A 25112-nucleotide genomic window follows, 5' to 3' on the forward strand; every position below is an offset into this window, starting at 1 on the left:
TCAAAGGTCGAGGGCACCACGGTGCAAGGCGTTCAGCATGCGCGCAGTGTCAGCGCTACCCTCGTCCAGCAGAGCGAGGGGCACTTCACTCAAGGCGGGTTGAGTATCGACAAGCCCCTCGCCAACCAAGGCCAGCGGGCATTCGATTTCCATCTGCAACGCGCGCAAGCGCCTGATCAAGGCGGGGCTCAGCGGGGCCTGGACTTTTATCACCAGTGCCGCAGGCCGCATCGCCGCACACACGACAGGGAGCTCTTCCAGCGGCTGCCCGCAACCGAGCACTTCGATTCGCTGCTGCGCACTGCTCAACAGCAGCCCGGCGCACAGCACCTTGAGTTCGGCTTGCCCCTCGGTAGCGGCCAGCAACACTCGCGGCGCATCGGCCTGGTTCATTTGCAGGCGCAGCAGCAAGCGTGCACGCAAGAACGTGTCGAGAAACAGCCATTGGCTGCGCTCGCCTGGCGCAGCCCCTGCAGCCAGGTCGTGCCAAACCGGCATCAGCACTTGCCGCAGGACGGTGGCCGTGGGGAAAAGTGTGCACAACTGCCCATGGATGCCTTCAAGCGCCGTTGCATCGAAAGCCTTGGAGGCGCGCGCCACGCTGGCGCGCCATTGGTCAAAGGCCGAGAGCTGCTGTGCAGAGACCTCAGGCTGGCCCGCGAGCCTTTCGCCGACCTTGCTGATCGGCACGCCGTTGCCAGTCCAACGCAAGATGTCGCGTATGCGCTGGACATCCCGCGCCGTGTACAGGCGATGGCCGCCCTCGGTGCGCTGCGGGCTGATCAAGCCATGCCGCCGCTCCCAGGCACGCAAGGTCACCGGGTTGACGCCGGTCAAGCTGACTACATCGCGCATCGGTAGCAGGTCGGGTGAAGTGGCGTCAGTCATAACGAGGGGCATCCAGAGGGTGAAACATTCTAAACCCATATGCGCCTTCTGCGCTGAGCCGTCTTGGTTCATGATGCAACATACATCGCCGAAACCTTCTGCATAGAAGATACGCTGCGCATATCGCATACGAAACGCCTGTAGGGTGGCCCCATGATAAACGCGAAACTCCTGCAACTGATGGTTGAGCAGTCAAACGATGGCATCGTCGTCGCCGAGCAGGAAGGCGATGACAGCATCCTTGTTTACGTCAACCCCGCTTTCCAGCACCTCACCGGTTACTACGCGGACGACATCCTCTATCAGGACTGCCGCTTTCTTCAGGGCGAGGATCATGACCAGGAGAGCCTTGCAGTCATCCGCAAGGCGATCCGCGAAGGCAGGCCCTGCCGCCAGGTGCTGCGCAACTACCGCAAGGACGGAAGCCTGTTCTGGAACGAATTATCGATCACTCCCGTGCACAACGAGGCGGACCAGCTGACGTACTACATCGGCATTCAGCGCGACGTCACAGCACAGATTTTCGCTGAGGAAAAGGTACGCGAGCTGGAGGCTGAAGTGGCTGAGTTGCGCCGGCAACTGGGGCAGGCCGAGCGCTGACTGAACATCCATACCCGGTCAGGGCAACCCGCTTTTTCATATTGGTTGCGCGGCATCGAGCCGGGCCAACAGTACCTGGCCACGCTGCCAAACCGCATCGCGACGGTCGGCCGACATTTGATCGAGGCTACGATAGACCAGCGCCAGCCTCGGATTGGCCGAGAGCTGAGGCCGATGACGGATGAGAAAATGCCAGTAAAGGGCATTGAACGGGCAGGCATCTTCCTCGATCACCTGGTCGACCCTGTAGCTGCACGCCTTGCAGTGATCGGACATGCGCTGGATGTAACGACCACTGGCGCAGTAGGGCTTGGACCCCAGGTAGCCGCCATCGGCATGCATTACCATGCCGAGCGTGTTGGGCAACTCCACCCAGTCGAAGGCATCCATGTAAACCGCCAGGTACCATTCACAGATCGCGCCAGGCACAATGCCGGCCAGCAATGCGAAGTTGCCGGTCACCATCAGCCGCTGGATATGGTGAGCGTACCCCAGTCGCAGGGTCTGCCCGATAGCTTGCTCCATGCAGCGCATGCGGGTGCGCCCGGTCCAGTAGAATGCCGGCAGCGCACGCTCGTTGCCCAGATGATTGAGCCCGGCATATTCCGGCATGCGCAGCCAGTAGATGCCCCGCACATATTCGCGCCAGCCGATCAACTGGCGGATGAAACCTTCGGCAGCATTGAGCGGCACCCGCCCCTCGCGCCAGGCTTTGTCGACCTCTTGGCACAGGCAACGCAGATCGAGCAGCCCGATGTTGAGCGCCGCACTAATGCGCGCATGGAACAGGAAGGGCTCGCCTTCGGCCATAGCGTCCTGGTAGTCACCGAAGGCCGCCATCCCGAAGTCCAGAAAATGTTGCCAGAGCTGACGTGCCTCGGCATGGGTCACCGGGTAGTCGAAGCCGTCGATGGCTCCATAGTGGTCGCTGAAGCGCTGACGTACCAGGGCGACCACCGCTGCCGTGATCCCGTCCTGCGCGAAATGCGCAGCGAACGGCCCGCGTAGCTGGCGCGGTAACGGCTTGCGGTTGTCGCCGTCAAAATTCCAGGCCCCACCTGCCGGGGTGCCATCGGCCTCCATCAGCAGGCCGGTTCGCTTGCGCATGCCACGGTAAAAGTGCTCCATACGCAGTTGGCGACGCGCGTCGGCCCAGCGCGCGAAGGCTTCGCGGGAGCATAGAAAACGCGTATCCCGATGCCAAACAAGGGGCAAGCCGGCATCGCGCAAAGCCTGCTCCAGGCGCCACTCCCCGCATTCGGTCAGGTGAATGTGGGTGGCGCCCAAGGCGTGTTGCCAGCGCCGCAACTCGCCAACGATGCTACCGCTGTTGCCGTCAGCATCGAGCTCGACATAATGCACCTGCCAACCCCGCTCCCGCAGGGCCTGGGCAAAGTGCCGCATGGCACTGAAGATAAGCACGATCTTCATCGGGTGGTGCGGCACGTACCGGGCCTCACCCTCAACTTCCGCCATCAGGATCGCATCGCGGGCAGGGTCAAGCGTGGCCAGGCTTGCCAGGTCGAACGACAGCTGGTCACCCAGCACCAGGCCCAGGCGCATCGTTCAGGCTACCACTGGCTGGCGAGCGATATCGGCAGCCGCAGCGGCGCAACCGGGCCGTCACGTTGCCCGCACATCTCATCATGCACCACCTGCTGTACCAGCATGCACGGCACGGGGGGCAGGCCGCCGAGCAAATGCCTCAGTTCAGTAGTGGAGCGCACCCGAACGGGCTGCCCTAGGGCATCGCTCAAGGTCACGGGGCCTACGTCAGTCAAGGCGCGCAGCAGGTAGAAGCCTCCTTCCAGCGACAGCAGTTCAAGTTCCTTTGCCTCGCCGGTCGAAACCAGTTCAGTGAGCGCGATCAAGTTCATGGTGTGCCCTCCGGCAGACGGCGGAAGAACAGGGTGATCTGCCCTATCTCCACGCCCAGTTTGCTCATGCTCGAGCGGTTGATCAGGGTGTCGTCATCCATGAGGTACATCCAGTCGTCCAGGTCCACTTGCCAGTGGTTTCCGTCAACTGGCAGGTCCAGCTGGTAACGCCATCGCAGTGCGTTGCCCGCCACTTCGCCTCGGGCTTCACCGATCACGTCCCCCGCCGTTCCGCGCCAGCGGCCGGGGCCGTCGGGCACCAGCGTCCAGGTACGTTGCTGGCGTGTGCCATCGCTATAGAGAAACTGCTCGTCGAGAATCAGACGCTCACCTTCGCGGTGACTGTGAATGCGCACGTGGAAGCGCTTGACCACCTCCCCGGAACGCTTCTGGAACATCCCCCAGGCCTGCACCGGTCGCGAGAAGAACGCAGCCAGGTCCAGTTTGGGTTGCTGCTGGGCATACTGCTCGACACCGACATTGCCACAGCTGCCCAGAAGCACACAGAAAGCCAGCAACAGCGCCTTGTACATGTTCATGGTCCTTGGTCGTTGCCAGCCAGCCCAAGCAGGCGCTGACGCAGTTGGGTATCCCTGGCGCGGGGGTCGAGCCAGATGGCGAAGAACTGGCGAGCAAAGACCGGGTCGGCAATTTCGCGGCTGAGCTTGCCATCTACGTAGAAGCGACAGCCTTGCCCCGGCAGGTACAGGCCAGTAATGCGCGTACCGGCATGCACGTCGACGAATGCCTGCTCAATTGCATCGGTCCACGCGGTACGTTGCTGCGGCGTCATTCCGCCCGTATCGAGGCGGCGCATTTCTTCGAGACTGGCCTGCACCAACGTGTCCCTGGACAGCGAGCGGTGATACAGCAGCTCAAGGGCGAAAGGCTGGTTCCAGTCATGAACAGGACCTACTGTCCACAATTGAGCTGTGTATAGACGCAGGCCAAACCAGGTGAACTCACCGGCACCCAGCCGTTGCGCAGCTGGCAGTTCCGCCCGCCAGTCCGCTGCCGCTGACAGGGCAACCACTAGCAGGCAAAGCGCGGTCCAACGACCAGGGTGCGCCATACTGACCTCGAGCACGCCTAAATACTGTACAACACTAGCACAATGTACAGATATTTTAGCTGACTTGTATAGATTTTAACATCGAAGGACCTATTCATGCTGAACGTGGCAGCGAAGCGGACAGGGTATTTTTTTGCAGGCATGGATCACCCTGCTGCCGCACCGTTCCAGCTGGGTGTAGGTCACACGGTTGTGACTGTCGGCCGCGGCAATGTGGTGCGGCCAGTAGTGGGCACTACGAGTGATGATCGTTGCGAGGTTCACGTTGTGTTTCTCGTCGACAGGAAGACTTCGACGATGCTGAACAGCCGTGCGCGGGCAGGCCTGATACAGGTTTCAGGCGCCGGCCATACTGGCTGGCGTGATGCAGCCAGCTGTCAACCGGGGTGAACGGTCCTAGTTCGTGGGCACCAGGATCACGAAGTTCTTTTTCATGTCTTCCAGTACGGTCCATCTACCCTTGGCGCCCGGTTCGATGATGAACGTATCGCCAGCGGCCAGTGTGACGGGGGCGCAACCCTCAAGCTCGATGACGCAGCGGCCACTGAGGACATGGCAAAACTCCCAGACTTTGTAGTCGATGCGCCACGCTCCGGTAGTGGCCTCCCATTCGCCGGAAATGCGACCTTGCTGTTCATCGTGATAGTAACTGGACGTCAGCGTATGGGGGCTGCCCTCCACGACCTCGGCAAAAAAAGGAAGGTCGCGCACCGGTTGGATATCCAGTTCGCGGAACACGGTGAGTTTCTGGTTCATGATCTTTTCTCGAGCACGTTGTGGTTGGGGCGATACATCAAATAGGCGTCACCGGTGACCCTCAGCATCGGGTGCGCAACGATCTGGCAGGTTTTCACAATCTGAAAACCGTGACGCTCGTAGAAGCGGCGTGCACCGTGGTTTTCTGCATAATCGATCAGGCACAGCCCATCCAGGCCAGCGCCCTCGGCGCGCTGCTGGGCATGGCGAAGAAATTGGGCGCCCAGGCCCTGGCTGCGCCATCCCTCCTCCAGGGCCAGGCTGGAGATGTACAAGGTGTCGGGTATTTCCATTTCGCAATAAGGCGCCAGGACCGGGTCTGTCTCGACAGGCCGGTCAGGCGTCTCGTGCAAGGCATAGCTGTGCATCATGCCGATTACGCGCCCTTCGGACGTGGCCATCAGGCAGTTCTTATAGGAGAAGTCGCCCTGCTCCCTGGCATAGCGGTACGCACCGACGCTAAGCAATGCTTCTCCAGGTGCGGCAAGCTTGCTCCATATGTAATCGGCCATGCCCTCCGATGTCAGTTGAAAGAAGCGCGCAATATCGTGCGCGTCCGTGGCTTGGGCAGGCCTGAAGTCGATAGGCATGTGCAGTGCTTCCATGGAATCGGGTGGCTGGTTTCAAGGATTACGCCGTTGACAGGCAGGCAGGGTAGCCAGGTGCAACGGTTCCCATCATGCTCAGGGCGAACACTGTCAGCACAGCATGCGACGCCGGGGCTCAGTTCTAAGGGCAGCGACTGCTTGAGTGGCTTTGGCCTCAGGGGTAACCGTCTGGCAGCGCGAGGTATTGATACCGAAACCCGTCGACGGGCGCCTGATCGAATGCCGATCAAGTCAGTGCAGGGAGTCTGAGGTGAGCGCTGCGGCTGCCTCAGGCCAGCGGCAGTGACATGGTGGCAGCCAATCCGCCACTGACACGGTTTTCGAGACGCACGTGGCCGCCAAGCCGGTCGATGATGGTGGTCACGATGGACAATCCAAGGCCAGCCCCATTGGGGCTGTTACGGCTGTAGAAGCGCTCGAAAACGCGCGACAACTCCGCCTCGTCGATACCCGGCCCCTCATCCTCGACGATCAGTTCGAAACGACTGTCCAGACGCCTGAGCAGCACCGTGATGCGCCCACCGGGTGGCGAATGTTCCACCGCGTTGGAAACCAGGTTCTGCAGGGCGATCGTCAGCGCACCGGCATCGATGGCCAGATGATGATCCCCTTCGCCGATATCCAGCGAAGGCTCCAGGCCACGGTTCAGTATCCAGGGGGTCAGCTCGGCCATGGTATCGGTCACCACCTCGGCAAGGTCGACCTGAGCGGTAGCGCGTTGCCCCAGGCGAGGCTCGACACGGGCCAGGGTCAGCAGTTGATTGACCACCCGGGTCAAGCGGTCGACCCCGCCGATGACAAAACCCAAGGCCTTGTGGCGCTCCGCCTCTTGACTGGCCTCGAGCGCGTTCTGCGCGTGCAGGCGCAGCACCGCCAGCGGCGTACGCATCTCATGGGCGGCATCGGCAATGAAGCGATGCTCACGCCGCAGCAAGTCCTCGATCTGCGCCAGCAGGCGGTTGATGGCCGCCTGCATGGGTTCAAGCTCCGATGGCAGAGGTACCAGTTGCAGCGGTTCCAGCGAATTGGCGTGCCGCCCACGGATGACATTGGCCATGTTCTGCAACGGCCGCAGCCCCCAGCCAATGGCGGCCCAGACCAACAGCGCCAGGGCCAGGCTACCAAGCAGGAACGGGAACACGGTGTGGCGGACGATCCGGTCGATCAGGTCGTAACGCACATCGTCACGCTCGCCGACCCAGATCAACCAGTTCTTTTCCGGTACCTGCAAGACGAAACCGCGCCATTGCTTGTCGCCACTGACAAAGTCGTAGAAACCCGGGGCGCTCGGCATCGGATCAAGCCGGGGGGCGCTCGGCGTATGCACCAGCAGCACACCACCCTCCCCCCAGACCTGAAATGCCAGCTTGCTTTCGTAAGGGTGGCCGCCCCCTCTGCGACCGGCTTGCCCCAACGCTTCGTTGAAAGCGCGGTACATGTCGTCACGCGAGCTGCCCTGCACAGGCATGCTCATGACCCCCTGAAGCAGGCGCGCATTCTGGGCGAGATGCGCGTCATACACTTCGTTAATTTCATGGCGGCTGTCGTGGTAGTTGTAGAGCACCAGCAGGCCAGTGCCGGCCAACAGCAGGAACATGACCCGCCAGAGTGTGCGTTGACGCAGCGAACTCATGCCTTGCCCTCGACCAGATAGCCAATACCGCGGACCGTGCGGATCAGGCCATTGAAGAGTTTCTTGCGCAGGTGGTAGATGTTCACCTCCAGCGTATTGCTCTCGGGCTCCTCATCCCAACCGTACAGCAGCTGGGTCAGGCGTTCGCGGGTGAAGACCTTGCCGGGTTGGGCCAGCAACTCATGCAGCAGTCGATACTCCTTGGGGGTCAGGATGACTTCCACACCGTTGTAGTGCACTTGCCGGGTGGCAGGGTCGAGGCTCACACCGGCATGTTCGATCAGCACCGTCGCACGCCCGGCGCTTCGCCGCAGCAAGGCACGCAACCGGGCCTTCAGCTCGTTGAGGTCGAAAGGCTTCACCAGGTAATCATCGGCGCCTGCATCCAGCCCGGTGATACGATCATCGAGGCTGTCCCGTGCGGTGAGGATCAGCACCGGCAGGCTGTTACCCCCTGCCCTCACGCGACGCAGCAGTTCGATACCATCGAGGCGGGGCAAGCCGAGATCCAGGATCACCAGGTCGAACCCTTCGTGCTGCAACGCATGCAAGCCACTCACGCCATCACGCAGCCAGTCGAGCGTGTAGCCCGCCTGGCGCAAGCCGTCGCAAATGCCCTCACCCAGCGCGGTATCGTCCTCAAGCAGCAGCAGCCGCATGTTCAGTCCTGTTTGTCCTTGATGGCCTTGAGTAAAGCATCGATATCGCCACGCCGGCCCTGGTCGGCCAGCTCGCGCCCTGGCCGGGGCGGCGCCTGCAAAGCCTTCTGCAAGGCGGCAGTGGCTTCAGGGTAGCGCTTTTGCCGATACAGATGATCGCCCCAGAAGTAGTTGCTGTCGATCCCATTGGGGTTGATCTGCAGGGCCTTGCGCAGCAGCTTGTCGGCCATTTCACTGTCGCCAAAACCGATCGGCCAGCCCGGAACCTGGTCGTAGAGCGTGCCCAGACTGGTATAGGCCGAGCCCTGCAGGGCGTTGGGGTCGAGTTTCATGGCCTGTTCCAGGCTAGCCTTGGCCGCCTTGACCTTGCCTAGCGCGCCCAGGCCACCGACGGCGCCCGCCCAACTGCTGTTGATGATGCCTTCCCAGATCAGAGGCTCAGGCGTGCCGGGGTATTGATGCACGAACGCCGTGGCATCAGCGGCCAGCTTTTCGAATGCATCGGCACGTTTTTCTTTAGGTAACTGATACTGGATCTGTGCCCAGCGTTGCTGCAAATCACTCAGGTGTTGCGTGCCCGCAGTGTCCAGTGCCCAGCTGAAGGGGGCGAATGCCAGCAAGCTGGCGATGAGCAGACGCTTCATTTGCTCGACTCCTTGGTATGGCTACCGACATAGCGGCGAATGACAGGCAATTGCTTGCGCAGCGCACGGTCGACCATCCCCGGCAGCATACCGTTGAGGCGCACGAACAGCTTCTCTGGCCAACCCAGGTACAGTTCGCTGCGCTCGGACTGCACCGCCTCGAGCACGGCACGGGCGACATCGGCGGGGTCGTCCATGCCGACTTTCAGCGCTTGGTTGAGCGCTGTCGCGGCACTGCTGTTCATGGCTGTGCGGGTCGCCCGAGGCGCTGCATACAACACGTTCACCGGGGTGTCGGCCAACTCCCGCCGCAGCGCTTCGGAGAACCCTCGCAAGGCAAATTTGCTGGCGCAGTAGCTCGCGTAGCCGGGGTAGCCGATCGAGCCATAGGTGGACCCGACATTGACCACCAGCGCCTTGGGTTGCTCGCGCAGCAGCGGCAGGCAGGCTCGGGTCAGCTGCAGTGGCGCCTTGAGGTTGATGTCCAGCAACTCGTCCAGCGCGTGTTCGTCCAGCTGGTCGAGCAAGGCGAAGCGGTTCACCCCCGCGGCGTTGATCAGCACATTGACCCCGCCCATCTCCCGGGCCCGGCTGACGACCTGCTCGCGCCCTTGCGCGGTACGCAGGTCGGCGGTCTGCCAGCGCAGGCGATCGGGGTAGCGATTCATCAGGCCCGCCAACTTGCCCAGGTGCCGGCTCACCGCGAGCACCCTGGCCCCGGCCGCGCACAGCTGCTCGGCCAGCTCCAGGCCAATGCCGCCGCTGGCACCGGTCAATACCACCACCGACTCAGGCAAGCGCATGCTGCACCTCGGCCTGGCTCGCACGCGGCAAGCCTTCGAACATCTCGGTGTACAACCGGTACACCACCTTGGCGGCGTGGATCACCGCCTGGTGGTCATCGACCTCGTCCAGGCGGTCCATCAGCCGCTTGTAGGTGACCATGTGGTCCTGGTCCAGCGCGCCGTGGGAGCTGAGGTAGCTGAACGCATTGTCCGGCAACCCCAGGCTGCTCTGAATGGCACCTGCGGCATGGGTGGCCAGGGCGATGCTGGTGCCCTCGAGGACGTTGACCATGCCGAACAGCCCCACCGGGTTGCCCCGCGCAATCAGGTCGTACAGGTAGGCGACCATCAGCTCTATCGGCATTGCCGGCCGGCCGTCGCGTACCGCCTCCCAGTCACCACCGCAGGCCTTGATATCGTTGAGGATCCACTGCTCGTGGCCGTATTCCTCCTCGATGTATTCGCAGACGGCGCCGCGCAACCACTCCAGGCGCGAGGGCAAGCGCGCGCCGCAGGCCATCATCAGCGGCACGGTGTGGCGCACGTGGTAGTAGGCCTGGGTCAGGAACGCAATATAGCTGTCGCGACTGACGTGGCCGGCCAGGGCTTCACGAATCACCGGCACCGCGAACAGGGCCTGGCGCTCGTGGCTGGTTTGCAACTGAAGGGTGTCGAAAAATGACATGAGGGACCTCACAACTGGATGTCGGACAACAGGGTGTCATAACGCTGCAGGATCGCCTCGCGTCGCGGGCGGCCATTGGCGGTCAGGGTGTTTTCGCCGGCCGTGAACGGGCCTGGCAGACGCCGCCAGGCATGCACCCTGGCGTAGTCGGGCAAGGTTGCATTGCTGCGCTGCACGGCTTTGTCGATGACCTCGTCGCTCGCACCGGGGTCAAGCGGCCAGAGCAGCGCCAGGTTGCGCGGCAGCCCTTCGCCATGCACGAAGGCCTGGGCGATCACACCGCTCTGGGTCAGCTCGGCTTCCACCCATTCAGGGTTGACGTTGCGCCCGAAGCTGGTGATGAACTGGTGTTTCTTGCGCCCATCGAGATACAGATACCCATCGTCATCGAAGTAACCCAGGTCACCCGTGGCCCACCAGGCCGACGAAGCGGGTGCTTCCCCCAGGTAGCCAAGCAGCACCGAACCGCTGACCAGTACTTCGCCATCCTCGGCGATTCGCACCTGAACGTGGGGCAATGGCCGGCCGACGCTGCCCCGGCGCATCGCCCCCGGACGGTTGAGCGCCACCACCGAGGCACACTCCGACAAGCCATAGCCTTCGAAGACCGGCAAGCCAATGGCCTCGGCCCGCGCCAGCAGGCCAGGCGATACCCGCGCCCCGCCGACCGCGACGAAGCGCAGAGGGCCCACCTTCATCAGGCCGCGCTCGATCGCCGTGACCAGGCCCATCAACAGCTGCGGCACCAGGATCAGGCTCTGCGCGCCGCTCAAGGCGATGGCCCCGAGCAAGCGCTTGAAGTCGACCTGGCTGGCGCCGCCCATGCCCAGTTGCGCCTGGGGGTAGAGCAGCACCCTGGCCCCGGCCATGAGTGCGGCATAGACGCCCAGGTTTTCCAGCAGTACACCCAGTGGCAACACCGCCAGGTAGCGCTGGGGCTCGGTGGGCCGGCTGGCCAGCTCCAGTTCATGCGCGACACGCAGCATGGCATCGGCGCCAAGGCAAACGCCTTTGGGCGTGCCCGTGCTGCCGGAGGTATAGGTGACCTTGGCGGTGCCCGCTGGCAGCACCACCGGCGCTGCCAGATCGCGTGTCCAGAATGACTCCTGCTGGACGAAGCCCAGCTGGCTGAACACGCCCTCCCAGACCGGCTGGCAAAGCACCAGGCTTGCGCCGCACTGTTCGATGCAGTGGTGCACCTGCGCCTTACTGAAAAACGTTGGCACGATCACGCAGGCTCGCTCCGAGACCAGTGCCGCCAGGTCCCAGAACAGCAACTCAGGGCCGTTATCCAGCGCCAGCGCCAAAACGCCTGGGGGGTGGGCGCTCAAGGCCTTGGCGCGCAGCCAGACCTCGGCGAGCACCTGCTTGTAGGTGAACCGCTCGGTATCTCCCTCCACCGCCAGGGCATCGCCGCGCTCACGGCCGAGGTCAAGCAGCAATTGCCTGAAGCGTTCCAGTTCATGCGGCATGGCCGGTCTCCTCGTTGAGCACGGGCAGCCCCAGGCGCCGGAACACACCGGCCGACTCCAGGCGCTCGAAGCCATGGCGGATATTGCCGACGAACACCTGCGGATGCTGGTCGTAATAGTGCCCCCATTGCTGCGCCGCCTCGTCCAGGCGCGCGGGGTCGGCCTGCGCCACCACCGTTGGCACCAGCCCCAGGCGCTGGAAACTGTTGATCAGGGTCGATGCGCCAGTGAATGCTACCCACTGCAGCCCACGGGTGGCGAGCAGCCAGGTCACGGTGGTGATCATGATCCGGGCGCTGCCGGCGCTGAGCGAGGCCAGGTTGCCAACCTCGACCATGCACTCGCGCCCCAGCGTCACGCCCGCCACCCTGGAGATCGCGTTTTCCAGGGGCTCATCCAGGTAGCCTTCGAGAAACAGCGGCCCACTGCTGGCCGGGCGCATCCCGGCCGCAGCCATCAGCCGCCCGTGGCTGTCGCGCAGGGCCAGTAGCTCTGGCAGGTAATGGTGGACATCGGCCTGGTGAACGTTTGCGAAACACTGATGAATGAAATGCTCCAGCTCACCACGCCCCTGCTCGCCTTGCAGGTGCAAGGACAAATGGGCATGGTGCTCAGCATGTGTGCCGATGGGTAATGGGAGCAGGCTGCTCCAAAGGGCTTGAGTCATGAATCTCCCCCCGAATGGGTTGGTCAGGGGGAGTATCCGTGGCGAATCTGAAGGGAATCTGAAGCGGCAGGCCTTCTACACCTGAGTTTTTTTACCCCGTGCCTCCAAGCCATTGAACAACGCCATCCCAGCCAGCATCGCAGCCACGAACAGCCCGCCTTGCCAGAACCCGCCGGCCAGCAGCACCAGGGCTGGCCCTGGGCACACCCCGGCCAGCCCCCAGCCGATGCCGAAGATCAGGCTGCCACCCACCAGCCGTCGGTCAATGTCACGCCGGGCAGGCAACTGCATCGCGCCGCCGAGTAAGGCCACAGCATGCCGACGCGCCCACGCCATGGGCAGCAAAGCAGCTCCGATGGCGCCCACCATGACCAGTGCCAGCGACGGGTCCCACTGCCCGGCGAGGTCGAGAAACCCCAGTACCTTGGCAGGGTTCGCCATGCTCGACAGCAGCAACCCCATGCCGAACAGCAACCCCGCGATGAATGCGCTGATGCGGCTCATGTCATGCTCCTTGGAAAAGGTGGCGAACCACGAAGACGGTGGCAAAGCCGGCCGCCATGAAGCACAACGTCGCTACCGCCGAGCGCGGGGACAGGCGAGATAGGCCGCACACCCCATGGCCACTGGTGCAGCCGCTGCCATAGCGGGTACCCAGGCCCACCAGAAGCCCCGCGACCATGAGCAACCAGGGGGCCGTGCTGAAATGTACCGGGGGCATAGCCGAGAACGCGCGCCACAAAAGGGGCGCGGCGAGGATACCCAGCAGGAATGACAGTTTCTCGCCTCGTCCCTCGGCCGTGCGCTGCAACAGCGAGCCGAGCAAGCCGCTGATACCGGCAATGCGCCCGTTCGCCACCACGAACAGCCCGGCGGCGAGGCCGATCATTGCTCCACCTGCCAGTGCCGACCACGGTGTGAAGGCCGCCATATCAACCAGCATCTCAATGCTCCCTATCTACCTGCGCAATTGCACCTGCTCCATGTTAGCGCTGTGCCTGCAGCACCGGAACCAACCCATCGCGCCGCCGCATGTGGCCATGGACAGCCAATGATTGCTGCTAGACTTTGAAGACCTGTTCAGGAATCCATGACGCTGGATTGCCGGTGCAGCTCAGCGCCATCGAGCCCACTGCCGTGACAAGCCAGGATAGCAGCGACACCGCGCCGATCTGTGCCATGCTCGCCGGCAGCATGATGATGCCCGAACCCATCATGTTCACCGTTACCAGGGTCGTGAGCCCGACCAGGCCCATCTTCTTTGCTGGATCACTCATGCTGCTCTCCTGCGCGTACAAGTCTCGATGAAACCGGCCCTTGCCATGCCCTCATTATCGTGCGCTGCGCCCCAGCCGCCGCGCCCCCGGCACTGCACTCACCCCGTGCAACACCACGCTGAGCAGGACGCAGGCGATGGTGCACGCGATGATCGTGCCACCCTCTTGCAACGGTGTATCCAGTATCAAGATCGCGAAAACGATGGATGCAAGGCCACGGGGGCCGAACCAGCCGATGAACAGGCGGCTCTCGGCGTTGAGTGAACTTCCCGCCAGGCTCAGCCAGACAGGCAGCATTCGCACCAACGACAGGCTCGACAGTGCATAGAACCAGACCGACGGCGCCATGATCTGCGAACCCTTGGGCGCCACGTAGGCGCCGAACACCACCCAGGTCAGCAGCGACAGCGCTTCACCGCATGACTCGCCGGTGACCAGCAACGGCTGGGTTTCCCGCTTGAACAGGTAACCTGTCAACAGCCCTGCACAGAACGCGGCGATGAAGCCGCTGCCGCCCAGTGCCTGGGCGCAGGCGAAGCTCAGCAACGCCAGCGCGGGCAGCACCAGTTGCTGCCAGGCCTCGATCTGCAGGCAATGGCGTTGCGACAGACGCAGCAACCCGCCCACCAACAGCGCAAGCGCCGTCCCCGTGAGAACACCGATCCCCAACTCCTCCAGGAAGAAGTAGCCTGCCAGGGCAAAAGGCATCGTCGAGTGAGCCTCGGTCAGCAACGCCAACAGCAAGAGTAGTACCGGCACGCAAATGCCGTCGTTCAAACCGCTTTCGACATTGAGGCTCTCGCGCACATTCGCCGCAACCTCGGGGTTGCTCACCACGGCCTTGCCCAGCGCGGCGTCGGTCGGGGCCAGGATCGTCGCCAACAGCGCCATCTCCAGCCAGGGCATGCGCGGGAACAGCAGCCAGGCGGCAAACCATCCCGCAAGCAGGGTCAGCGGTAGCCCCAGGGTCAACAGGCGCAGAGGCAGGCTACGGGATTGACGCAATTGGGCCAGGTTGGCCTTGGCGGCATCATTGAACAGGACGATCGACAGGGTCAGCTCGGCCAGCAGGCGAAGATCGTTGCGGTCCAGCGAAAGGTTCAACAACCCAAGCCCGGAGGGACCTGCCACCAGGCCCGCCAGCAGGAACAACAGCGGACCATTGACAGGTTTGGACTCAAGCGCGCCGGCTAGGCTGGCGTACAGCACCAGCAAGGCGGCCAGAACAGCCAGGTTCTGATACATGGCCACGCCCCAGCATCAAAAGCGTATGTAGCAACGCTATCACTGCCCGTGCAGCGCGACGATCCGAAAAGTGGCAGAAGTTATCCTAGGTCAACTCTGCAGCTAATAATGATCTTGCGTCGGAAACGGCCGTGGCCCCTGTTTCAGGAACGGAAGATCTCGAAGGGTTCCACGCGCAGCACCTTGCCAATACCCAGGTAACTGGAGGTACCGGCAATCAATGAAACCAGGCCAAACGTCAGTCCCAGGTTCCAGAAGGTCTAGGTGGTGTACAGGGTCGATACGCCGATCAGGCCGCTGGACAGCACCTTGGCAATGCCGACACCGTGCCGCGCACCTGCAGGTGGCGGCGCAGGATATCGTCGAATGCCATGTTCCACCCTACGAAGGTCAATCTGCGTGGAGGTGGTGCGCCATGGCCGAACCGGCGATGGCGCCTGATTCAACTGCCAGGTGCGGGCCTGATGGTCAGGATGCTGCACGGCGCATGGCTGACAAGCCGCTCGGTGGTATCGCCGATCAGCTTGGCCCACCGCCTGGCCTGCACGGCGCCGACCACCACCACATCGGCTTCCAGCGCAGCGATATGGGACTTGATCACACGCAACGGCGCACCTTCGCTGAAGAACCGATGGCTGTGGGCGATGCCGTGGGCATCGGCCAACGCATCGAACGGCAACTGCAGTGATTGACGCACTTCGTCCGCCCCCGGCCCGGCGAGGTCTGGGTTGGCCAGCATGGCGATTGGCAGGTCGTACGCCGAAAGCAGGTGCAACTGGCCCTGGCATTGCATCGCCAGCTGCTGACCGGCAACGACCAGCGCGTCATTGAGCGGCGAGGGTTGCGAGACATCCACCGCAACCAGCACGTTAGCTGGCATGGCCGGGGCATTCGCCGGCACGAACATCAACGGCACCTCGCTCGCATGCAACAGCACCTGGTCAAGCGAGGTCCGGGCCAGCTGATCGATCAGGGAACAGTCCGGGCAGCCTTTGATCACCAGGTCAGGCGCGTAGCGGGCGATGCAGGCTGGCACCAGGTCGCGGGGATTAGCGGTTTCCACAGCCTCGAAACCCGGGCGTGCCCCCCTTGCCGGCTGTTCGTCGAGCAGTGCCTTGAGCTCAGTACTGAAGTGCACGAATGAAACGCTAGGCAATGGAGTTGCCTGCAACTCGTGGCGCAGACGCAGTTCGCCGGGTTCATGAATACCCAGCACCTGCAGGGCGGCACCAGACGCCGCCGCCAGGGCCATGGCCCGGAACAGCGCGGCGTTGGCCTGGGCCTCGGTCATGATCAGCAGGATCCGGCGATACGGGTTCATCGGGCACCTCCCGGCGCGGCTGCAGGTCTGCGTATGCATGCCATTATCGGAGCCGCGGCTGGTCCGTTCTTGATAAAAATCAAGGCCCCCAGGCGCCATCGCGGCACCCTACGCCTGAGCCCGTATGCCTTCCCGGCGACGGCCATCGCTGCGGAGGCCATCATGAACGCTTTGACGCGACTGCTACTGATCTGTCATCCGGACCTGCACCCGTCGCCAGCCATGGCGCGCGCCCAAGCCCTGGCCAAGGCCACAGGCGCCACGTTGCACCTGGTGGTGCTGAGCCAACTACCATCACGCCTGATCACCCTTGACCAAATGCTGCGCAGCAGTGCCCGCAAGCAAGACGCCGAGCACCGAAAGGCTTGGCTGCACGAGCAGGCGCAAGCGCTTGGCGAACAGGGCATTACCGCCTACCCCGAAACGCTGGACGACGATGACCCGCTCAAGGATCTGATCCGTCTGGCGCAGCTGCACCGCGTGGAAATGCTGATCAAGGATATCCGCCACGAGACCGTCGTCAGCCGTGCCCTGCTCACGCCACTGGACTGGCAGTTGCTGCGCCGCTGCCCGATACCGTTGCACCTGGTGGCTCAGGCTGAGGCGGCGCTGCCTGCACGGGTGCTGGCCGCGGTGGACCTGGTCGAGCACGACGCTGCGGTGCACAGGTGCAACGACCATGTCCTGCAGGCTGCACAGGTACTTGCGCAGCGCTGCAAGGCACAACTGCATGTGCTCCAGGCCTATGAACCGAGCCCCAGCTTCATGGCCTATGCCGCTGCACCAGTGGCCTGGACCGATGAGGTGATCGAAGAAGTCACAGGCAGGGCACGGGAACGCCTGACCCGCTTCGCCGGCCATTACGGCATCAAGCCGGACCATTTGCACCTGATACGCGGGGCTGCCCGGAGTGTCGTCAGCGAATACGCCAACCAGCATGGCTTCGATGTGGTCGTCATGGGCACCCTTTACCACGAAGGCTTGGCCAAGGTCATCGGCAGTACCACCGAGCAAACCCTGTACAAAGTGCATTCGAGTATCCTGGCGATCCACGGCTGATTGGCCGCCGGGTTGCACTGCTCCCTGCAGGCAAACCGGCGGCCCGTCTCAATCGCGATGCCAATCGACGCTCAGATACCGCTCACTGTCGCTGTAGCGATAGCTGCAGGCTCCGTCATAAGCGGCTTGCAGTTCGTGTCCGATACGGTTGGCCAGGTGCGTGCCGGTGGTGGTCACCAGCAGTGCATCGTCCTTGCTGTCGATAGCGATCAGCCGCTCGAGTACGTGGGTCTGGCGCTCTTGCTGTTCGACACGCTGCATGAGCTGGCGAATCTCCTGTTCATGGACCGTGAGGAAACGGCCCGACACGCGCACCTGGCCCGCTGCGGCACGGTCTTCCATGCGTCGACAGGCCGGGCATACGGTGGACTCCACTGGCGCGAGGCCATTGGCTCCGTGCAGGTGCCATTCACCGTCGTGATAGACCGCGCCACATTGCGGGCAACGCGCGCTACCGCCCGGACGCAGGGGTGTGGCATAAGGATCGAAGGGACGTGACTTGAACAATTTGTCCTTGTGGCTTTTCTGATACTTGTCCATCGGCGTGCTCGCTGTACCAATTGTGAGGATCGCAGCCCTTGGCATGCGCTGACCCGCACAGTGTCCGCCGATGGCCCAGGCTGTACTTGATAATCGTCAAACCCAGCGGTGCTACACCGCTGGGGTCGCCGGTAACGACACAGGGAGCACCGCCCATGAACACCGCAGTGGTCCGGCTGTTGGCGCGCCCGGTGGCCATGGCCATGGTGGAAAAGCACCGGCAACACACGCAGCTCAGCGGTGAGTGCCTGGTGGGCAATGTGGCGGGCAGCACGGTCGTGCTGTTCGACGACATGATCAGCACCGGCCAGACACTCCTGCGGGCCGCTCAAGCCTGCCATCAAGCCGGCGCTTCTCGCATTCTGGCTGCCGCCACCCACGGCCTGTTCACCCACCCGGGGGCACTGTTCGAAAGCGGGATGCGCGAACGCATCCTGGTCGCCGACAGCATCAAGCCCTCCCGCCTGCCAGCCCCTTGCCAGGCCCGGCTGGACATCGTCGACACCAGCGCCTTGGTCGCCGAGCACCTTACGCCCCTGGCGTAGTCAGCCGCACAACCCTATACCACGAGGATATTGCAAGGCACCTGATACAACACATGCTCGGTGGTGCTGCCGAACAGACGGTCCAGTCCCCGGGCGATGGGCCGCCCCATGACTAGTACGTCGACCGGCTGTGATTCGACGTATTCGCTGAGCACCGCGACCGGACGGCCCAGGACGAAGTGACGGCGTTGCGCTGGCGCCCCGAAGCGATCGGCGAGTTTGTTGAAATCGTCCTCCAGCGCCTGACGCATGGGCTCGGCAATGTCACCGATGGCCCAGGCGGCATAGCCCATGTCGCCCATGTAGGCCATCGACAGGTCGCAGGCGTGCAACAGGTCCAGTTGCGCCCCGGTCTGCAAGGCCAAGGCGCCGGCCTGCTGGACGATGCTGTCGTTACGGGCTTGCCCTTCTGGCGAGGTGTCGGCCACGTCCACCGCCGCCACCACCTGGCGCGGCAACGCCGGCCGGCTGGCACCGAGCAAGTAGACCGGGACCGGGCAGTGGCGCAACAGTTGCCAGTCAAGCGGCGTGAAGAAGGCGCGCTTGAGCGCGGGCTCATGCTCGACCTGCTTGAGCAGCAGGTCCGGCTGCATCTCCAGGACGTGCTGCAGGATGTCATCCTGCAGATCACTGCTCCAGGCCACCTCGGTGGTCACCTGCACGCCAGAGGCGCGCAGCGCATTCGCCTGGCCTTCCAGCTGGTGCTGCTGAGCAAGCCGGTAAGCCTCCCGCTCCGCCTGATGCTTGCCCGACTCCAGTAGCCAGAGTTTGTCCAGTGATTCGAGCAAGGCGACGATGTGCAGGCTGGCCGATGCAGATCCGGCCAGTGCCACGGCCTGCTCCAGGGCAACCGCCTGGTGCAGCATTGGGCGCATGATCAGTAACAGGCGTTGATAGTGACTCATGATTGCCTCCGACAGTGGGCCGGCCTGATCATTCAGGTCGCTCGGGTTGCATCTAGAAGGTCGGCGCTTTTCGCTGGACGCGATTGACCGCTGTTGCCAGCATCCGGCCAACGCCGCCCTTGGCGCTTGATCTGAATCAAGCGTGCGATCCCTGTTACGGTGGTCACTGTCGGTCAAGGTAGCGATACAAGGCTTCTTCCTGGTCGAAATGCAGTTTCGCCAAGGTATCCAGGCGTATGAGCTGGTGCTGGATTTCGTCAGCGCTGGGGTGGGCGGCGGCCTGGGTGAAATCTTCGCTCATGCGCGTCAGCAAATGGATCAGCCTGAACATTTCCCGGTGGGTATGGCTGAGCGGCGAGAGCGGATCCTCGCCCCCCATGTAGCGGCTCAACAACGGGTATAGCCGCTGCTCGTCGTCCCGTTCATGGCGCTCCAGCAAGCCATGCAGGGCGGCGACCAGGCGCCCGAGGTCGGCCCGCGCCTGGTGTGCAGGGAGGCTGGCAAAATCCCGCGCCATCTGGCTCAGTTCGGTCAACAGAGCGTCCAGTTGCCGATGCTCGTCCTGCATGCGCTGCAGGCTGGCGGCCGGCAGCCCGTTGCGGCCATCACCGGCAACCGGGCCGAGGGCGCGCAGGGCATTGAGGATGATCAACAGGTCGATGCCTTCCTGCAGTACCGCCCCCATCACCGCAGGCAGGTAGCCGGCCGCAGCGCACAGCATGGCCAGCAGCGAGAGGCTCATGCCCACCCACACGCCTTGGCGGGCAATGCGCACGGCGTGTCGGGCGATGTCGAGCGCTTCGATCAGACGATCCAGCCTGTCGACCAGCAAGACCACGCCGGCTGACTGCGCCGAGGCCGTCACCCCGGACGCTCCCATGGCCACCCCGACATCGGCGGCAGCCAGTGCCGGCGCATCATTGATGCCATCCCCGACCATCAGCGTGGGGCCTTTTTGGCGACCTTCCTGAACCAGGCGGACCTTGTCCTGCGGTGAAAGGCCAGAGCGAAGCGCATCGATACCCGCCGTCAATGCGATCATTTGCGCCGTCTGGAGGCGGTCACCAGTCAGCATGACGATCTGGTCGATCCCGCGGGCTCGAAGCCGACGCATGGTCTGGGGTGTTTCCCGTCGCACCTCGTCGGCCAGCCGCAGCATCGCTTTCAGTTCACCGTCCACGGCCACGAAACTGCCACTGCTGGCCAGATAGTCAAGCTGCTGCAAGCACGCCTGTGCCCAGGGGCCGGCCTCCCTGCCCTGCTGCACGTAAGCCAGCAGCCCCAAGCGCACGGCCTTGCCTTGCACCTGGCCGGCCAAACCTTGGCCTGGAGCCTCCTGTACCTGTTGTGGCGGCGCCAGGCCAAGGCCCCGCACGAGGGCCGCGTCGACAATAGCCCGGGCGATCGGATGGGTGGATGCCTGGGCCAGTGACGCGGCCCACTGCAACACCTGCAGCGGCGCGCCATCCCCGTTGAGTTCGATCGATTGCAAGCGCGCATGACCACTGGTCAAGGTTCCGGTCTTGTCGAGAAAGACCTGGCGGACCCCGGCAAGCGCCTCCAGCACCGCGCCATCGCGCACCAGTATGCTACGCCGCGCCGCTCGCGAGATGCCCGACAGCACGGCAATCGGTACCGCCAGTATCAGCGGGCAAGGCGTGGCGACCACCAGCACCGCCAGCACGCGCTGCGGGTCGCCACTGGCCCACCAGGCAAGCGCGGCGATCAGCAACGTCAGCGGGATGAAGGCCAGCGCGTAGCGGTCCGCCAGGCGCACGAAGGGCGCCCGGGACTGGCGTGCCGTCTCGGCCAGGTGCACGATGCCGGCATAGGTGCTTTGCGCCGCGGTCCGGATGGCCACCAGCAGCAACGGCGCGCCAGCGTTGCACACCCCACTGGCCACCGACTCGCCGCAGTGGCGCGTGACGGGTAACGACTCGCCGGTCAGTGCCGCCTCGTCCAGCGTGGCCTGTGGACTCTGCAGGCGGCCGTCCACTGGCACGATTTCACCCAGGCGCACCAGCACGGCCTGACCTGGCCTGACCTGGTCCACCGCAACCTCGCGCAGCCCGTCCTGTTCCTGGATCCAGGCGCGTTGCGGCGCCCGGTCGATCAGCGCGCGCAGTTCGCGCTCGGCATGACGCACGCTGAACGCTTCAAGTGCGCGGCCAGTGGCCAGCATCAGCGCCACCACCGCAGCCACCAGCATGTTCTCCAGGGCCAGCGCGGCGCCGATCGACAACAAGGCAATCAGGTCGATACCCGCCTCGCCCCGGGCCAGGCGCCTGAACATTTCCACCGCCAGGACCCCGGCCATGACCAGGCCGCCAGTGGCCCAGGCCAGCGCGGCCCAGGCAGGCCGCTGCGCCGCGTAGGCCACGCCGCCGGTCAGCAAGCCCAGCAGGCAGACCATCAAAAGTGTGGGGTCGAGCCATCGACGCAGCATGGCGGGCTACTTGCGTCTGGCTTGCTGGCGCAGTTGCTGCACCTCGTCCTGAGCCTGGATCGCCCGTCGCAGTGCCTCGTTGGCGGTCTGCTCGACCAGATCGATGCGGTAGCACACTTGATCGGCGCGCAACCGTGCAGTGGCGGCATTGTCCTCCGCCGACTCCAGGCGCGCATCGTATTCCTCGGCGCGCCACGCCGTGCAACCGGACGCGCTAACCAGCAGCAGGCCGGCCAACCCGCAAAGCACATAACGTCGCATGTCGGTACCCTCGTGCATGCCCAGGACACGCTGAGTATCCGGGGCGACGTGCGCCCGAGCCTGACATTTGTCAACCGCGAGCGGCCTGTTCACCGGGTTTGACCTTTATCAATCGCGCTGCGGGGCACAAGGGTAAAAACAAGGACTCAGGGCACTTGAGCCCCTCCCCCTGTCCGCTACCGGAGCCGATCATGAACGACCTTGACCTGCGAGACCTTGTGCTCGAAGAGCTGGAATTCAAACCTGATATCAATGCCGCCAGCATCGGAGTGACGGTGCAGAACGGTGTGGTCACCCTCTCCGGGCACGTCAACAGCTATGCCCAGAAAGTCAGCGCCGAGCGCACGGTCAAGGCCATGAAAGGCGTGCGCGGGCTGGCCGAGGAGATAGAGGTACGCCTGAACAAGCTCGAAGGGACCGCTGACGACACCATTGCCAGCCGCGCCCTGAACATCATCGCCTGGAGCTCGGACGCCAACGTGGAGGGCATCAAGGTCACCGTGCAAAAAGGGACGGTAACCCTGGAGGGCCAGCTCGATTGGCAATACCAGAAGGAAGCGATCGAGCAGGCGGTCTGGCGCCTGTCGGGCGTGGTTGGCGTGCACAACCGCATCACCCTCAAGGCCCGCGCCGACGCGGTCGATATCAAGCGCCACATCGAGGACGCACTCAAGCGCAGCGCCGAAATCCAGGCCGAGGGCATCCGCGTCACGGTCAACGGTGGCGTGGTCAAGCTGGAAGGCAAGGTGCACTTGCTGCGCGAGCGGGAAGTGGTCGAGCGTGCGGCCTGGTCGGTGCCGGGCGTGAGCAAGGTCGAAGATTACCTGTTGATCGCCTAGCGCCGCCGCGCCGAGGAGAGATGGCCATGAACAAGGATCAGCCCTGGAAGCTCTACTTCCTGGCAGTCGGCCTGGCGGTGCTCGCTGCCGTGCAGTTCGGCCTGTTCAGCCAGCCGGCCGTGCAAGCCATTCCCTACAGCCAGTTCCTGCAATTGCTCGATCAGCAGAAGGTCAGCGACCTGCATGTCGAGCACGAGCGTATTCTCGGCAGGCTGCAGGAGCCGATCGATGGCCACTCGGTGTTCTCCACCGTGCGCGTCGACCCGGCACTGAGCGAGCAGCTGGGGCGCTCTGGGGTGGCTTTCTCTGGCGTGGTCGAGGACAGCACGCTAGCGACCGTGGTGGGCGCGATGATGCCACTGTTGATGATGCTGGTGCTGTGGTACTTCCTGTTCCATGGCCTGGGGCAGAAGCAGGGGCTGGGCGGGTTGATGGGGGTGGGCAAGTCGCGCGCGCGGGTCTATGTCGAACATGACACCCAGGTGACCTTCGCCGACGTGGCCGGTATCGACGACGTCAAGGGCGAGCTGACCGAGATCGTGTCCTTCCTGAAAAACAAGGCGTGGTATGCGCGCCTGGGCGCACACGTGCCCAAGGGCACCTTGCTGGTAGGCCCACCGGGCACCGGCAAGACCCTGGTCGCCAAGGCCATCGCCGGGGAAGCGGCAGTGCCGTTCTTCTCGATTTCCGGCTCGGAGTTCGTGGAGATGTTCGTGGGCGTGGGCGCCGCGCGGGTGCGTGATCTCTTCGAGCAGGCCCGCCAGGCCGCACCATGCATCATTTTCATCGACGAGCTCGATGCCCTGGGCAAGATGCGCGGCGTCGGCAGCTTTGGCGGCAATGACGAGAAAGAACAGACCCTCAATCAGTTGCTCGCCGAGCTCGACGGCTTCGACCCACGGGAAGGCGTGGTGCTGTTGGCAGCGACCAATCGCCCGGAAGTGCTGGACCCGGCGCTGCTGCGTGCCGGGCGCTTCGACCGGCAGATCCTCATCGACCGGCCCGACCGCAAGGGCCGCCTGGCGATCCTGAAAGTCCACCTGCACAAGATCATCTACAAGAACGACCTGGACTGCGAGCGGATTGCCGAAATCACCCCGGGCCTGACGGGCGCCGACCTGGCCAACCTGGTCAACGAGGCTGCCATCGTCGCTACCCGGCGCTCCAGCCAGTGGGTCGAGCTGGAGGACTTTACCGCTGCGGTCGAGCGCCTGGTGGCGGGTGTCGAGCGCAAAGGCAGCGTCTTGCGCAGTGACGAACGCCAGGTGGTGGCCTACCACGAAATGGGCCATGCCCTGGCCACCAGCAGCCTGCCGGCAATGGACCCGGTACACAAGGTGTCGATCATCCCCCGCGCTGCGGGTTCATTGGGTTACACCCTGCAGCGGCCGACCGATGACCGCTTCCTGATCAGCGCGCAGATGCTGCGCGACCGCCTGGTCGTGCTGATGGCCGGGCGCGCCGCCGAGCACCTTGCGTTCGGCCAGGTCTCCACGGGCGCCGCCGACGACCTGGGGCGCGCCACCGACATTGCCCGCCAGCTGGTCACCCGCTTCGGCATGAATCCGGTGTTGGGCCAGGCGGTACTGGAGCGGCAACAGGCCGGTTTTCTGGGCGACTCGATACTGCACCAGGCGCACAAGGACTACTCCGAGCAGACTGCGCGCGAGATCGACCTGGCCATCCGCGGTTTGCTGGAAGAAGCGTATGGCCGTGCCCGCTCTTTGCTGGAGCAGCGCCGCAGCGACCTGGATGCAGGCGCGCGCCTGTTGCTGGCCAAGGAGTCCATCACCCCCGAAGAATTCCCGGCGTTGCGACCACAGGCCGATGAGCCCGCCACCTATGTGCTGGTCAATGCCACGAAGTGAACCGTCAATCCTGGCCAGGGTACCTGCCATGCTCTCTGTGACACTGATCAACATGCTGGTGGTGATCCTGGTGGTGATCATTCATTACGAATGCCTGCTGCGCCTGAATGACTGGCTGCCTCGGCTCAAGCTCTGGAGCCGCTTTTGCATCGTGGCAGGCGTATTCGGTGCACTGCTGGCCCACGCTGTGGAGGTGTGGTGCTTTGCCCTGGCCTATTACCTGATGGCCCATGCCCGAGGCTGGGGCACGCTCAGCGGCAATTTCGACGGGAGTTTCCTCGACTGCGTGTATTTTTCCTTCACCACCTATACCACGATAGGTTTCGGTGACATCGCGCCCACCGGCCATTTGAAGTACCTCACCGGCCTGCAGGCCCTGACGGGTCTGGTGCTGATCACCTGGACCGCGTCTTTCCTGTTCCTGGAAATGCAGAAGTACTGGAAGGCCAAGTAAGGTAAC

Annotated in this window: 29 protein-coding genes and 1 pseudogene; 7 read left to right on the forward strand and 23 right to left on the reverse strand. The window is 63.7% G+C overall.

The annotated features are described in order from the left end of the window. Positions 1-888: a MerR family transcriptional regulator gene (locus tag APH33_RS24950; RefSeq protein ID WP_054887708.1), complete on the reverse strand. Its 888-nt coding sequence runs from the start codon at positions 886-888 to the stop codon at positions 1-3. Between the two features lie 153 nt (positions 889-1041). Between APH33_RS24950 and APH33_RS24955 the strand changes: the two genes are divergently transcribed. After that, positions 1042-1488 (forward strand): PAS domain S-box protein, encoded by a 447-nt coding sequence (locus tag APH33_RS24955; RefSeq protein ID WP_054887709.1) that lies wholly within the window; start codon positions 1042-1044, stop codon positions 1486-1488. A 36-nt stretch (positions 1489-1524) separates the two neighbouring features. On the opposite strand, the gene APH33_RS24960 is transcribed toward APH33_RS24955, so the two are convergent. From APH33_RS24960 to APH33_RS24975, 4 genes are read right to left on the reverse strand one after another with little or no spacing between them, the layout of a single operon-like run. Beyond that, positions 1525-3051 carry a cryptochrome/photolyase family protein gene (locus tag APH33_RS24960; RefSeq protein WP_054887710.1) on the reverse strand — a complete coding sequence of 509 codons (1527 nt, stop codon included), beginning with the start codon at positions 3049-3051 and terminating at the stop codon, positions 1525-1527. 8 nt (positions 3052-3059) lie between these two features. After that, positions 3060-3365 (reverse strand): DUF6482 family protein, encoded by a 306-nt coding sequence (locus tag APH33_RS24965; protein WP_054887711.1) that lies wholly within the window; start codon positions 3363-3365, stop codon positions 3060-3062. Further along, positions 3362-3898, reverse strand: coding sequence for a DUF3833 domain-containing protein (locus APH33_RS24970; RefSeq protein WP_054887712.1), 537 nt, complete (start codon positions 3896-3898; stop codon positions 3362-3364). The genes APH33_RS24965 and APH33_RS24970 overlap by 4 nt, the downstream gene beginning before the upstream one ends. A gap of 2 nt (positions 3899-3900) precedes the next feature. Then, positions 3901-4437, reverse strand: coding sequence for a chalcone isomerase family protein (locus APH33_RS24975; protein WP_054887713.1), 537 nt, complete (start codon positions 4435-4437; stop codon positions 3901-3903). Between the two features lie 96 nt (positions 4438-4533). Between APH33_RS24975 and APH33_RS27305 the strand changes: the two genes are divergently transcribed. Next, on the forward strand, positions 4534-4827 hold the full coding sequence (locus APH33_RS27305) for a hypothetical protein (RefSeq protein WP_156352050.1): 294 nt from the start codon (positions 4534-4536) through the stop codon (positions 4825-4827). 6 nt (positions 4828-4833) lie between these two features. Here APH33_RS27305 and APH33_RS24980 read toward each other — a convergent pair whose 3' ends face one another. The 14 genes and pseudogenes from APH33_RS24980 to APH33_RS25045 all read right to left on the reverse strand — a co-directional run bounded on the left by APH33_RS24980 (position 4834) and on the right by APH33_RS25045 (position 16189). Further along, positions 4834-5193, reverse strand: a complete 360-nt coding sequence (locus tag APH33_RS24980) for a cupin domain-containing protein (RefSeq protein ID WP_054887714.1) — start codon at positions 5191-5193, stop codon at positions 4834-4836. Further along, complete coding sequence (locus APH33_RS24985) at positions 5190-5783, reverse strand: GNAT family N-acetyltransferase (protein ID WP_177332446.1); 594 nt, start codon at positions 5781-5783, stop codon at positions 5190-5192. The genes APH33_RS24980 and APH33_RS24985 overlap by 4 nt, the downstream gene beginning before the upstream one ends. Positions 5784-6069: 286 nt before the next feature. Then, positions 6070-7434: a sensor histidine kinase gene (locus APH33_RS24990; protein WP_054887716.1), complete on the reverse strand. Its 1365-nt coding sequence runs from the start codon at positions 7432-7434 to the stop codon at positions 6070-6072. Further along, the gene (locus tag APH33_RS24995) at positions 7431-8093 is read right to left on the reverse strand and encodes a response regulator (RefSeq protein ID WP_054887717.1); all 663 of its coding nucleotides are present in this window, start codon (positions 8091-8093) and stop codon (positions 7431-7433) included. The genes APH33_RS24990 and APH33_RS24995 overlap by 4 nt, the downstream gene beginning before the upstream one ends. A 2-nt stretch (positions 8094-8095) precedes the next feature. Then, positions 8096-8737, reverse strand: coding sequence for a hypothetical protein (locus APH33_RS25000; protein WP_054887718.1), 642 nt, complete (start codon positions 8735-8737; stop codon positions 8096-8098). Then, complete coding sequence (locus APH33_RS25005) at positions 8734-9540, reverse strand: SDR family oxidoreductase (protein ID WP_054887719.1); 807 nt, start codon at positions 9538-9540, stop codon at positions 8734-8736. The genes APH33_RS25000 and APH33_RS25005 overlap by 4 nt, the downstream gene beginning before the upstream one ends. Beyond that, positions 9527-10207, reverse strand: a complete 681-nt coding sequence (locus tag APH33_RS25010; protein WP_054887720.1) for a TenA family transcriptional regulator — start codon at positions 10205-10207, stop codon at positions 9527-9529. Before APH33_RS25010 ends, APH33_RS25005 begins: the two co-directional genes overlap by 14 nt. Positions 10208-10215: 8 nt before the next feature. Continuing rightward, positions 10216-11679 (reverse strand): AMP-binding protein, encoded by a 1464-nt coding sequence (locus tag APH33_RS25015; protein WP_054887721.1) that lies wholly within the window; start codon positions 11677-11679, stop codon positions 10216-10218. Then, positions 11669-12346, reverse strand: a complete 678-nt coding sequence (locus APH33_RS25020) for a thermostable hemolysin (RefSeq protein ID WP_054887722.1) — start codon at positions 12344-12346, stop codon at positions 11669-11671. The genes APH33_RS25015 and APH33_RS25020 overlap by 11 nt, the downstream gene beginning before the upstream one ends. A 75-nt stretch (positions 12347-12421) precedes the next feature. Further along, on the reverse strand, positions 12422-12850 hold the full coding sequence (locus tag APH33_RS25025; RefSeq protein ID WP_054887723.1) for a DUF6691 family protein: 429 nt from the start codon (positions 12848-12850) through the stop codon (positions 12422-12424). Between the two features lies 1 nt (position 12851). Beyond that, positions 12852-13289 carry a YeeE/YedE family protein gene (locus APH33_RS25030; RefSeq protein ID WP_054887724.1) on the reverse strand — a complete coding sequence of 146 codons (438 nt, stop codon included), beginning with the start codon at positions 13287-13289 and terminating at the stop codon, positions 12852-12854. A gap of 169 nt (positions 13290-13458) precedes the next feature. After that, positions 13459-13623 (reverse strand): annotated as a pseudogene (locus APH33_RS25035) (putrescine-ornithine antiporter); the annotation flags it as partial. Between the two features lie 54 nt (positions 13624-13677). Next, the gene (locus APH33_RS25040) at positions 13678-14868 is read right to left on the reverse strand and encodes a sodium:proton antiporter (protein WP_054887726.1); all 1191 of its coding nucleotides are present in this window, start codon (positions 14866-14868) and stop codon (positions 13678-13680) included. Positions 14869-15310: 442 nt separating this feature from the next. Continuing rightward, entirely contained in the window at positions 15311-16189 is an 879-nt protein-coding gene (locus tag APH33_RS25045; RefSeq protein ID WP_054887727.1) for a universal stress protein, read from the reverse strand. A 162-nt stretch (positions 16190-16351) separates the two neighbouring features. Here APH33_RS25045 and APH33_RS25050 point away from each other — a divergent pair, with 162 nt between their 5' ends. Beyond that, a complete protein-coding gene (locus APH33_RS25050; protein ID WP_156352052.1) occupies positions 16352-17248 on the forward strand; it encodes a universal stress protein in 897 nt (298 codons plus the stop codon). A gap of 48 nt (positions 17249-17296) precedes the next feature. On the opposite strand, the gene APH33_RS25055 is transcribed toward APH33_RS25050, so the two are convergent. Next, positions 17297-17788, reverse strand: coding sequence for a BCAM0308 family protein (locus APH33_RS25055; RefSeq protein WP_054887728.1), 492 nt, complete (start codon positions 17786-17788; stop codon positions 17297-17299). Between the two features lie 155 nt (positions 17789-17943). Between APH33_RS25055 and APH33_RS25060 the strand changes: the two genes are divergently transcribed. Then, positions 17944-18333: a phosphoribosyltransferase family protein gene (locus tag APH33_RS25060; protein WP_082433700.1), complete on the forward strand. Its 390-nt coding sequence runs from the start codon at positions 17944-17946 to the stop codon at positions 18331-18333. A gap of 14 nt (positions 18334-18347) precedes the next feature. On the opposite strand, the gene APH33_RS25065 is transcribed toward APH33_RS25060, so the two are convergent. The 3 genes from APH33_RS25065 to APH33_RS25075 all read right to left on the reverse strand — a co-directional run bounded on the left by APH33_RS25065 (position 18348) and on the right by APH33_RS25075 (position 21945). After that, positions 18348-19238: a universal stress protein gene (locus APH33_RS25065; protein WP_054887729.1), complete on the reverse strand. Its 891-nt coding sequence runs from the start codon at positions 19236-19238 to the stop codon at positions 18348-18350. 163 nt (positions 19239-19401) lie between these two features. Continuing rightward, complete coding sequence (locus tag APH33_RS25070; protein ID WP_054887730.1) at positions 19402-21684, reverse strand: heavy metal translocating P-type ATPase; 2283 nt, start codon at positions 21682-21684, stop codon at positions 19402-19404. Between the two features lie 6 nt (positions 21685-21690). Then, positions 21691-21945 carry a hypothetical protein gene (locus APH33_RS25075; protein WP_054887798.1) on the reverse strand — a complete coding sequence of 85 codons (255 nt, stop codon included), beginning with the start codon at positions 21943-21945 and terminating at the stop codon, positions 21691-21693. 191 nt (positions 21946-22136) lie between these two features. Here APH33_RS25075 and APH33_RS25080 point away from each other — a divergent pair, with 191 nt between their 5' ends. From APH33_RS25080 to APH33_RS25090, 3 genes are read left to right on the forward strand one after another with little or no spacing between them, the layout of a single operon-like run. Then, positions 22137-22784 (forward strand): BON domain-containing protein, encoded by a 648-nt coding sequence (locus APH33_RS25080; protein ID WP_054887731.1) that lies wholly within the window; start codon positions 22137-22139, stop codon positions 22782-22784. A gap of 26 nt (positions 22785-22810) precedes the next feature. Then, positions 22811-24652 (forward strand): ATP-dependent zinc metalloprotease FtsH, encoded by a 1842-nt coding sequence (gene ftsH / locus APH33_RS25085; protein ID WP_054887732.1) that lies wholly within the window; start codon positions 22811-22813, stop codon positions 24650-24652. 28 nt (positions 24653-24680) lie between these two features. Further along, entirely contained in the window at positions 24681-25106 is a 426-nt protein-coding gene (locus APH33_RS25090) for a potassium channel family protein (RefSeq protein ID WP_054887733.1), read from the forward strand. Positions 25107-25112 lie beyond the last annotated feature (6 nt).

It is taken from the genome of Pseudomonas sp. NBRC 111130 (assembly GCF_001320485.1).
GTDB classification, from domain to species: domain Bacteria; phylum Pseudomonadota; class Gammaproteobacteria; order Pseudomonadales; family Pseudomonadaceae; genus Aquipseudomonas; species Aquipseudomonas vlassakiae.